Raw genomic sequence first — 9,727 nt, forward strand, 5'->3', positions numbered from 1 at the left:
CGACCGACGCCCCCTCCTGGAAGCGGGTTCATCCTGCGTGAAAAGCGCATCGCGGATGAAGGTGGCTTCTGGCCAAACTGAGGGTGAAATTCGGTCACACAATGCAAATAGAACCGGGCTATGTTTCAACGCTCGCAAATGTGATGCGCGCGTATGGTTATAATTATTCCGTTATCGGACGAATTCCGGCAAAGCCGATCGGCGAAGGCGAATTCCTTCAGCTCTGCACCCGCGCCGTCGCGGAATCGCGAGACGCGGCGCTCGGCCTGCGCTTCGGTGCCGCGCTTCAACTTGGCGGGCATGGCGTGCTCGGCCATGCATTGATGAGCTGCCGTACGTTGCGGCAGGCGGCTGAGCTTCTCGTCCGGCACAATCCGCTCAGAAGCCCGGAGGGACGCGTCCGGCTCGCCTATGAGGGTGAGAGCACCATTCTCGGCTTTGCGCCTGCCTTCGAGGTTCCCGGCGCGCCGCAATTTCTCTGCGACATGTTTTTTGCCGCGGCCACGAATGGCATCAGGCAGCTTCTCGGCCGCGAGCTGGCGCGTGCCGAGATCGAGCTTGCCTATTCGCCGGATGTGCCGAACGAAACCTATGACAAATATCTTCGCGTCCCGGTTTCTTTCGGCAGGCCGACAAACCGCCTGATCGGCCCGAAGAACATTATGGATATGCCCCTGCAGGCGGCAGGCGTCGCCACGGCGCCCGCCTATCTTCGCCAATGCGAACTTCTGCTCCGGCAGATGGAAGCGGCGAGCGGATTTGAATCGGGAGTGCGCCGCCTACTGCTCAGTTCGCGCGGGCGCTTTCCTGCCGCTCCCGAGATCGCCCATGCGCTCAATCTCAGCGAGCGCACATTGCGGCGCAGGCTCGGCGCCGAGGGCACCTCCTATCAGAAGATCATCAACGACGTACGCAACCATCTCGCCAAACAATATCTGATCGACACCAAGCTCAGTGTCGCGGATATCGGCACACTGATCGGCTTCGAGGATCTCTCGAATTTCCGTCACGCCTTTCGGAGATGGAACGGCGTCACCCCCAGCCATTTCCGCGCACTGAACGCCAAAGACTAAGGACAAATGCTTCGCGCCGAAATCCGCTCTCGGACCTCATGGTTAACAATCGAAGCGTCGAACTTAAGTGCGCCGCTCGCGCAGCATTCGGATACCGCGCGCCATATCGGGGGGTCGCATTCGGCCAGGATTGGGGTAAGATTCGGCCACAGATGAATATCGAACCCGGATATATCGGCATTCTGGCCACCGTCATGAAGGAGCGCGGGCACGATCCCGCGCTTATCGGCGCGCGCTATGTGACGTCGCTCAACGAAGGTCAGCTTCTCGATCTCTGCACCCGTATCGTCGCCGCGACGAAGAGCGATCCGGCGCTGGCGCTTCATGTCGGCGCGGCAATGCATATAGGCGTACACGGACTTTTCGGCCACGCGCTGATGAGCTGCCGTACGCTGAAGCAGGCGGCCGGGATTCTGATGCGTCACAATCCTTTGATGAACGAGCGGGCCCAATCCGAACTCACCTTCGACAAGGGCATGGCCATACTCGGCTTCGAGCCCCCTTTCGAAGTGCCCGGCATGCCGGATTTTCTCACCGATGTCTTCTTCGCGGCGGCGGTGACGGCGATCAGGGAGCTGATCGGCCGCGATACCGTCGATGTCCATCTGGAGCTTTCCTACAAGCCCAATGCCGATCCGGCCGAGTATGAAGCCGTGCTGCACATGCCTGTCCGCTTCGAGTGCGGGGCGAACCAGCTCAAGGGGCCGGCGCCTCTTCTGGATCTGCCGCTCCAGTCCGCGGGCGTGGCGACGGCGGACGCCTATCTGCGGCAATGCGAACTATTGCTGCGCAAGATGCAGACCGCGAGCGGCCATGAATCGAGTGTTCGGCGCATTCTTCTGAGTTCGAGAGGCCGCTATCCCAGCGCGCCGGAGATCGCCAGGACGCTCAACATGAGCGAGCGCACGCTCAGGCGGCGGCTCGAGGCTGAAGGAACCTCCTATCAAGCCATCGTGGACAGCGTACGCAACCATCTGGCGCAGCAATATCTCATGGATACAGATCTCAGCGTGGCGGAGATCGGCTCTCTCGTCGGCTTCGACGACCTCGCCAATTTCCGCCAGGCGTTCCGGCGCTGGAACGACATGTCTCCGGCCCAATTCCGCGTGCTGCACCTCGCCCGGCGAACCGGACGCATCCGCGAGGCGAGCGCAACAGCCGAGCGACGGCAGGCAACGTCGCGGCGAAGATCGTGAGCAAGGAAAACGGGCCCGCATCTGTGGCGGGCCCGCAAACGCAACAACCGTTCCTCCCGATCAGCGAGCGCCCAATTGGCGGATGGCCGAAGGGGTGTAGCGATCGCCGTTCAATTCGTCGGCGAAGAAGTTGATCTGCGGTTCCTCGTTCTGCATGCCGGAGGCAAGGTAGCGCCCGGCGATGACGTCATAGTCAAGCTGCGCGTTATATCCGCAGAGTGGCACCTGATAGGCCTGCACCTGATGAATTTCCTGCACGCGCCAGATCTCGCCGCGTCCGTCATAGAGAGCCGATCCGGTGAGCTGCCAGCTATCCTCGTCGAGATACATCAGGCGGCGCGCATAGACATGCCGCGTTGCCGGACGAAGATTCGCCTCGATCTCCCAGACGCGCCGCAGCTCATAGCGGACGACGTCCTGATTGATGTGGCCGGCTTGCAGGAAATCCTTGTAGCTCGTGTTCAGCGCCTGGTAGGCATTGGCGACGATGAGGCGCGGCGACTTGCCCTTCAGCGTCCAGTCGTACCGCTCGAGCGATCCGTTATAGCCATCGAAGCTATCGGCGGTCGAAAGACCGTCGGTGTTCACGCCCGGATTGTCGAAGGCGATATTGGGCGCCCTGCGCACGCGGCGCGTGCCGGGGCTGTACTGCCACGCCTGACGCGGACGTACGGCCGCATTCATGGCCTCATGCACGAGGATCACGTTGCCCGCGGCGCGGGCCGGGGCAATCGTGTTTGAAATGTAGAAGATCGAATTGTTGTTGAGGTCCTCGGCGCGCTGCCGCGATGGATCTGACCACCACAGGATCGCCTCGTCCTGCACCTTCAGCATCGTGTATTTGCCGCTGGGTGTCATTGGCGCGGCGGCGAACTGGCGCGTGATCTTGAAGGAGCGATAGCGCAGCGTATGGTTCCAGATGACTTCATAGGCGTTGTTGGCGATCGGGAACGGGAAACCCATGATCGCTTCGCCGACACCGTTGCCGCCGCCGATCAGCTCGCCGACGCGGGCATTGTTCTTCGTCGCGTGATAGACGCGCTCGGGATAGGCGCAGGTCCGGCGCGTCTGATAGACGTTCAGCTTGTAGTCGGCATAGCGATGGAGCATCGCCTTCTGCCCGGTCGTCAGAATATTTTCATACTGCGCCGCATTGGCTTGCGTCACCGTGTACCGGACCGGGTCCGACGGGAACGGATCGACGAGGCGCATGCCGGGCTTGTAGTCCACATTCGACGGAATGCTGGACAGACCGCCCGTCCATTCCGGTATGTCGCCCTCGCCCGCCCTCTCCGCGCCAACCGGCGTCAGATCGGCGCCAAGGCGGTTCACTTGCGCGTCTGGCACTTTCGCCCATACCCCGCCCGATGACAGCGCGACGGCACATGCGAACAGAACCGGCGCCGAGATGCGCGATGGTACCTTCTTCCGCAAACTCATTTGCTCCCCCCTTCTCACTGAATGCGGACACCGGCTCGCTCCGGTATCCATCACTGCAGCATGTGACGCGACCTCATGGCGGAGTACGGCTGTATCGACCGTCACCTCGCTGCGTGGCGCTATCATTCAAGGAGTGGCGACGGGCATATAAGGGTGAATTCGGCCAAACTGCAGGTTGAATACGGTCAGGCGAGTGCGAACGTCGGCCCGCATCCGCGGCTCACAAATTGTAGCCACGGCCGCATCCCGCGTTATGATGCGGCCCCATTTCATCCGCCGGTGCCCGAACACCTCATGCCCAGTCTTTCGCGTCTCCTGAAAAAAGCCCTGAGGGTGCCGAACGATCTTCAGCTTTATCAGGCGCTGAGGTCGGGGAAGATCGACCGCTCCATTCGCATCACCTGCCGCCCGCGGCCCGATGGCGGTGGCGCGCTCGTGCATTCGCGCCTGTCGGCCATGTGCTTCGCGCATGCCGTCGGCGTCGAATATCTGCACACGCCGTTTTCCGTCGTGACCCATGCGGAGGGCGAGCCCGCCGAGTGGACGAGGCGCTGGGAAGAGTTCTTCAATCTCGGCCTCGGCGAAACGCCGGCCGGAGACGAAGCGGCGACCGACATCAAGATGCTGCTCGATCATCCGCGCCTTTCCCGGCAGCCGGGCCTCCTCGTCTCCGCGCTGCATTTTCATGGCTATTGCGCCGAATATCCCGACGCCTATCGCGCGGTCATTCCGAAGTTCCGGGCGAAGTATTTCGCATCCGACAAGGGCGCCATCGCGCTCAACCGGATCGAACAGGGGATCACCGTCGCCTTTCACATAAGGCGCGGCGACGTCTCATCGAGCGATCCGGTAACCGCAAGCCGCTTCACCGATGACGAGCGCCTGCTCCACCTCGCTGCGCGCATCAAGGCGCTGTCGCAGGAGCTTGGCGTCCCGGTACGGATCAATATCTATTCGGAAGGAGACGCGCGCGACTTCGCCCGCTACACCGATCTCGGCTGCGAGCTCCATATCGGCGACGATGTCTTCACCACCTTCCACAATCTCGTCGAAAGCGACGTCCTCGTCATGGCCAAGAGCGCGTTCAGCTATGTCGCGGCTCTGCTTTCGGACGCGGTCAAACTCTACGAGCCGTTCTGGAACACGCCCATGAGCGACTGGCTCACCGTCGGCGTCGAGGGCACCTTCGACGAAGGACGCTTCCGGACGATCCTCGCCGACCGGGCTGCCGGAAAGGCGTAAGCGCCTCCCACGGGCCCCGGCAATCGGCCGGCCGCTTGCGCTGGCGCAAAGACGGCCCCCGCCCCACCGATCCATCATCGCGCCCGGGATGCTCCGCCGAGGTGCCAATTTGACCATCGACGAGGAAATGACGGTCGCCGACCTCATGGATCGGTGGCCCGGGACGATAGGCGTCTTTATTCGCCACCGCATGAGCTGCGTGGGCTGCCCCGTCTCGCCCTTTCATTCGATCAGGGTCGCATGCGCGGAGCATGGCGTTCCGCTCGCGCCATTTCTCGCGGCGCTTGCGGAAGCGATCGGCGATGAAGGCTAGCTCTCGTCCCGGCCGCGCTCGGCAAAGATCATGAGCTTGTGCGGTTCCTTGAGCACGATGCGCTTGCGGCCGCTCGCGATCAGCCCCTGCTCTTCCCAGGCGCTCAGAATGCGGCTGACCGTATGAAGCGTCGTGCCGGTCATCTCGGCGATGTCCTGCCGGGTGATCGGAAAGTCGATGAGGATGCCCTCCTCCGTCTTTTTCCCGGCCTGATTGACGAGCCTGAGCAGCGCATGGGCGACGCGCCGCTGAACCTCCTCGGTCGAAAGTTCGCGGATGCGCGTATGCGCCTCCTGAAGACGCTGGCCGACCGTCTGCAACGCGCTGACGGCGAGCGAGGGAATGCGGGCGACGAAATCGTCCCAGTGCCGCGAATCCCAGGCGAGCGTCCTGCTTTCCGTCACCGCAATCGCCGTTCCCGGATAGTCGTCGCGCCGCAGCGCCCTGGCGATGCCGTAGAGGTCACCCGGATTGACATGGCGGACGACCACCTGCCGCCCGTCCGGCGTCACCTGCGAAACCTTGAGTCGGCCTTCGAGGAGAAGGAAGAATTCGCCTGCCGCGTCGCCCTGCTGAAAGACGGCCTCGCCCTCGGCGATCCGCCGCGTATGCGACAGGGCCAGCACCGCCTCGATATCGCCATCGTCCATCTTCGCAAACATGTCGAAGCTGCGGACGAGCGAGGCATCGGGACGGGACATGGGGGCGCTTCTCGAATGTGCGGAAGGAACAAGGGCTACTATAGACCATCGCACCTCCCCGCAAAGAGGATGGCCGCTCCCCAGTCGGAAAGCGGCCAGCCTTGCCCTTCGCGCCGTGCGGGTCAGAGGCTCGCGACCTTGACCGGCGCTCCGCCCTGGAACACTGCCGAATTGGGCGCGCCCTCGACTTCGATCACTGCCACGAGCCCCTTGTCGACCCGGGAGAGCGCATGATCGACGATGAGGTATTTGCCGGGCACGTCGAACGTCACTTCCGCGATCATGGCGCCGCCTGGCGGAACGGAGACAGTCTGCACATCCGCCATCGGCCTCGTCGTCACCGTGCCGAAGTCATAGACCCTGTCCATGATCTCGCCGATCACATGAAAGGACGATGTGCAGTTGGGGCCGCCCACGCCGAAGAAGATGCGCGCCGTCTCGCCGCGCTTCACCTTCATCGGATGCTGTTCGCTGAGCGCACCCACCGCGCCGTTGAAGACGAAGAATTGAGGGCGCTCGTTCATCAGGTTTTCATAGCTTTCCGTAAGCTCGCCCTGCGTGCCGAAAGGCTCCTCCGTGTAGATCTCGCCCTGCATCACATAGAATTCGTGATCCACCTTCTCGAGGCCGCCTGCGGGCTCGACAAGAATGAGCCCATACATGCCGGCTGCGATGTGTTGCGCGGCCGGCCGCGTCGCGCAGTGATAGACGTAGAGGCCGGGCTTCAGCGCCTTGAAGGTGAAGCTCTTGGTCTCGCCCGGCGCCGCCTCCGTTTCATGCATGCCGCCGCCCGGTCCCGTCACCGCATGAAGATCGACGCTGTGCATCATGGAACTGTCGGCGGGATTGCTGAGCCGCACCTCGACCGTGTCGTCGACCCGGACGCGAAGGAACGGCCCCGGCACCTTGCCGTTGAAGGTCCAGTACTGGAAGGTCGCGCCATCGGCGAGCTGCCCCGTCACCTCGGAGGTTTCGAGATCGACCGTCACATGCATCGGGCCACGCGCGCCGACGGGCTGCGGCAGATCGGTCGGAAGCCGCACGATGCTCGCCGCCTTCGCGCCGCTGGCGGAGGCGGGTTTGGCCGGAGGCTCATGGTCCATCCGCATCGCGGCGGATGCGACGCCCGTTCCGCCGATGAGACTGCCAAGGCCGATACCCAGAAACGCCGCGGACCCGAGAAGCTGCCTGCGATCGGTCAGAATTTCGTTCTTCATCGTCAACTCCTTTGGCTGCGTCCGAACCGGCTCCTCCCTGCCGCTCGACGCCACAAGTCTCGGCGTCGCGGGGAGCGCGCACTTTGCTGCAACGCAAACAAATGCCCCTCGTCTCGCACCTGCGACGACACGCCGCCTGTAAATGCGTCGCAATATTGATTTGCTAAATCGCAACGTCCTGCTCCCGCGCTAGGATTAGCCTTGTCGAGCAGGCAAACAGGGAGAGGGACCCGCCATGGAGGGAACGAGCAGTCAGAGGCGCGCCTATGTGGGATCGGCATTTCTGAGCGGGGGCTTTCGTCCGTTCTATCTCTGCGGCGCGCTCTACGCCGCGCTTGCCGTGCCGCTCTGGGTTCTCTTTCTCCACGGGATCGTCGCGCCCGGCGGCGCACCCCTCGAGCCGCTCTACTGGCACGCCCATGAGATGATCTTCGGCTTCCTGGGCGCGATCGTTGGCGGGTTCATCCTCACCGCCATTCCGAACTGGACGGGCCGCCTGCCCGTCATGGGAAATCCCCTCGGCGCGCTCCTCGCCCTCTGGCTCGCCGGGCGTGTAGGCGTCGCGCTGCTCGGCGCCGGAACGATCACGCCGGCGGCGGCGCTCCTTCTCGACCTCGCCTATCCGGCGGCGCTCGTCGCCACCACCTTGCGGGAAATCGTCGCCGGCAAGAACTGGCGCAATCTGCCGGTCGTCGGCATCATTGCCGTCTTCGGGCTCGCCAATCTTCTCTTCTATGTCAGCTTCTGGACCGCCCTCGACCCCATGCTCGCCATCCGCCTAGCGCTTGGCGGCGCGGCCGTTCTCATCACACTGATCGGTGGACGGATCACGCCGAGCTTCACGCGGAACTGGCTCGCCAAGGGCCATGGCGAACCCTTCCCCGCCCCGTTCGGCATGGTCGATCGCGCGGCACTCCTCCTCACCGGGCTCGCCATGCTCTCCTGGGCGATCTTCGTGGACGGGCCCGCGGTGGGCGCGCTCCTGCTCGCCGCCGGGGGCGTGCAGCTTGTCAGGCTGCTGCGCTGGCAGGGCTTGCGCACCACGAGCGAGCCGCTCGTCCTCATCCTGCATGTCGGCTATGGCTGGCTCGTCGCATCGCTTCTTGCCATGAGTGCCGCGGCGCTCGCCCCATTCGCGGTGAACGGCAGCACCGCGCTACATGCGCTGACGGCCGGCGCCATAGGCACGATGACGCTTGCCGTCATGACGCGCTCGACGCTCGGCCATACCGGACGCGCGCTGACGGCCGATGGCGGCACGGTCGCGATCTATGTGCTCGTCAATCTCGGTGCCCTTCTGCGCGTCGCGGTGCACCTGCTTCCGATGAGCTATGTGCAGGCCACGACCATCGCCGGCACGCTGTGGAGCGCGGCCTTCCTCGTCTTCGCGCTCAAATACGGGCAGTATCTTCTGACGCCGCGCCGTTGAGCGGCATCAGGCGACACGGAAATTCTTGAACTGCCAGGGATCGTCCCTGTCGAGATCCTCCGGGAAGAGAACGCCGCGATCGGCAAGCGGCGTCCAGTCGCTATAGGCGCCGACAAGCTCGCCGAGATATGGCGCGCAAATCTCGATCACCCGCTCGAAATCGAGTTCGTCGGGTTCGAGAATCCCGCAATGCGGGTTCTCCATGGCCCATATGACACCGGCGAGCACGGCCGATGTGACCTGAAGGCCGGTGGCGTTGTTGTTCGGCGCAAGGCGCCGCGCCTCCTCGATCGAGAGGTGCGAGCCATACCAGTATGATTTGCGCGCATGTCCCATGAGCAGCACGCCAAGCTCGTCCCTCCCGCTGACGATATCGTCGACGGCGATGCGCGTGTGCTTTTGAAGATGCCAGTTCTTGCCTGCAAGCTCGTGCACGGAGAGCACCGCCGCATCGCAAGGGTGATAGGCGTAATGCACCGTGGGGCGATAGGCGACGTCCTCGCCCTCGCGCACCGTCAGATATGAGGCGATCGAAATCGACTCGCCATGCGTGATGAGAAAGCCGTGATAGGGCCCCTCCAGCGGCGTCCAGCTTCGCACGCGGGTCGATGCGCCGGGGCGGCCGAGATAGATCGCCGCGCCACCGCCGAATTCGTGACGGAACCCGTCTTCGGGAAAATGCCGTTCATGGCTGCCCCAGCCGAGTTCGGCGGGCTGGCATCCTTCGCCAACAAAGCCTTCGACCGACCATGTGTTGACGAACTCGCCGACGCGCTTCGGCACCGAGGGCACCTGCGTGTCGCGTTCCGCGATGTGGATGACACGAATGCCGAGCCTCCGCGCCAGCTCGGCCCATTCCTCCCGCGACCGGGGCTTCGGGATACCGGGCTTCAGATCGGCGGCAACATTGAGCAGAGCCCGCTTGACGAGGTGCGAGACGAGGCCGGGATTGGCGCCATGCGTGATGATCGCGGTCGGCCCGCTCTGGCATTTGGCACGGAGCGCCAGCGCCTCCTCGCGCAACGCATAGTTCGAGCGCAGCGACGGCGCAATCGAAGTGTCCGTGTAACGGCCCGGCCATGGCTCGATGCAGGTATCGAGATAGAGCGCGCCGCG

9 protein-coding genes are annotated in these 9,727 nt (G+C 63.7%); 5 read left to right on the top strand and 4 right to left on the bottom strand.

Annotated features, from left to right (window positions below):
• The first annotated feature begins 143 nt into the window (after positions 1-143).
• Positions 144-1,073 (top strand): AraC family transcriptional regulator, encoded by a 930-nt coding sequence (locus tag WBG82_RS15920; protein WP_424425910.1) that lies wholly within the window; start codon positions 144-146, stop codon positions 1,071-1,073.
• A gap of 152 nt (positions 1,074-1,225) precedes the next feature.
• Positions 1,226-2,269, top strand: coding sequence for an AraC family transcriptional regulator ligand-binding domain-containing protein (locus WBG82_RS15925; RefSeq protein WP_424425912.1), 1,044 nt, complete (start codon positions 1,226-1,228; stop codon positions 2,267-2,269).
• Positions 2,270-2,329: 60 nt separating this feature from the next.
• On the opposite strand, the gene WBG82_RS15930 is transcribed toward WBG82_RS15925, so the two are convergent.
• Positions 2,330-3,709: a DUF1329 domain-containing protein gene (locus tag WBG82_RS15930; protein ID WP_424425914.1), complete on the bottom strand. Its 1,380-nt coding sequence runs from the start codon at positions 3,707-3,709 to the stop codon at positions 2,330-2,332.
• A 294-nt stretch (positions 3,710-4,003) separates the two neighbouring features.
• Between WBG82_RS15930 and WBG82_RS15935 the strand changes: the two genes are divergently transcribed.
• Positions 4,004-4,951, top strand: a complete 948-nt coding sequence (locus tag WBG82_RS15935) for a hypothetical protein (protein ID WP_424425916.1) — start codon at positions 4,004-4,006, stop codon at positions 4,949-4,951.
• Between the two features lie 109 nt (positions 4,952-5,060).
• Positions 5,061-5,264, top strand: coding sequence for a DUF1858 domain-containing protein (locus tag WBG82_RS15940; protein ID WP_424425917.1), 204 nt, complete (start codon positions 5,061-5,063; stop codon positions 5,262-5,264).
• Here WBG82_RS15940 and WBG82_RS15945 read toward each other — a convergent pair.
• Positions 5,261-5,965, bottom strand: coding sequence for a Crp/Fnr family transcriptional regulator (locus WBG82_RS15945; RefSeq protein WP_424425918.1), 705 nt, complete (start codon positions 5,963-5,965; stop codon positions 5,261-5,263). The genes WBG82_RS15940 and WBG82_RS15945 overlap by 4 nt on opposite strands.
• 122 nt (positions 5,966-6,087) lie before the next feature.
• The gene (nirK, locus tag WBG82_RS15950; RefSeq protein ID WP_424425920.1) at positions 6,088-7,182 is read right to left on the bottom strand and encodes a copper-containing nitrite reductase; all 1,095 of its coding nucleotides are present in this window, start codon (positions 7,180-7,182) and stop codon (positions 6,088-6,090) included.
• A gap of 235 nt (positions 7,183-7,417) precedes the next feature.
• Between nirK and WBG82_RS15955 the strand changes: the two genes are divergently transcribed.
• Entirely contained in the window at positions 7,418-8,611 is a 1,194-nt protein-coding gene (locus WBG82_RS15955) for an NnrS family protein (RefSeq protein ID WP_424425922.1), read from the top strand.
• Positions 8,612-8,617: 6 nt separating this feature from the next.
• On the opposite strand, the gene WBG82_RS15960 is transcribed toward WBG82_RS15955, so the two are convergent.
• The coding region (locus tag WBG82_RS15960; protein WP_424425923.1) for a saccharopine dehydrogenase C-terminal domain-containing protein at positions 8,618-9,727 on the bottom strand (1,110 nt) is incomplete at its 5' end.

Origin of the sequence: Parvibaculum sp. (genome assembly GCF_049671045.1) — a bacterium.
GTDB lineage: Bacteria > Pseudomonadota > Alphaproteobacteria > Parvibaculales > Parvibaculaceae > Parvibaculum.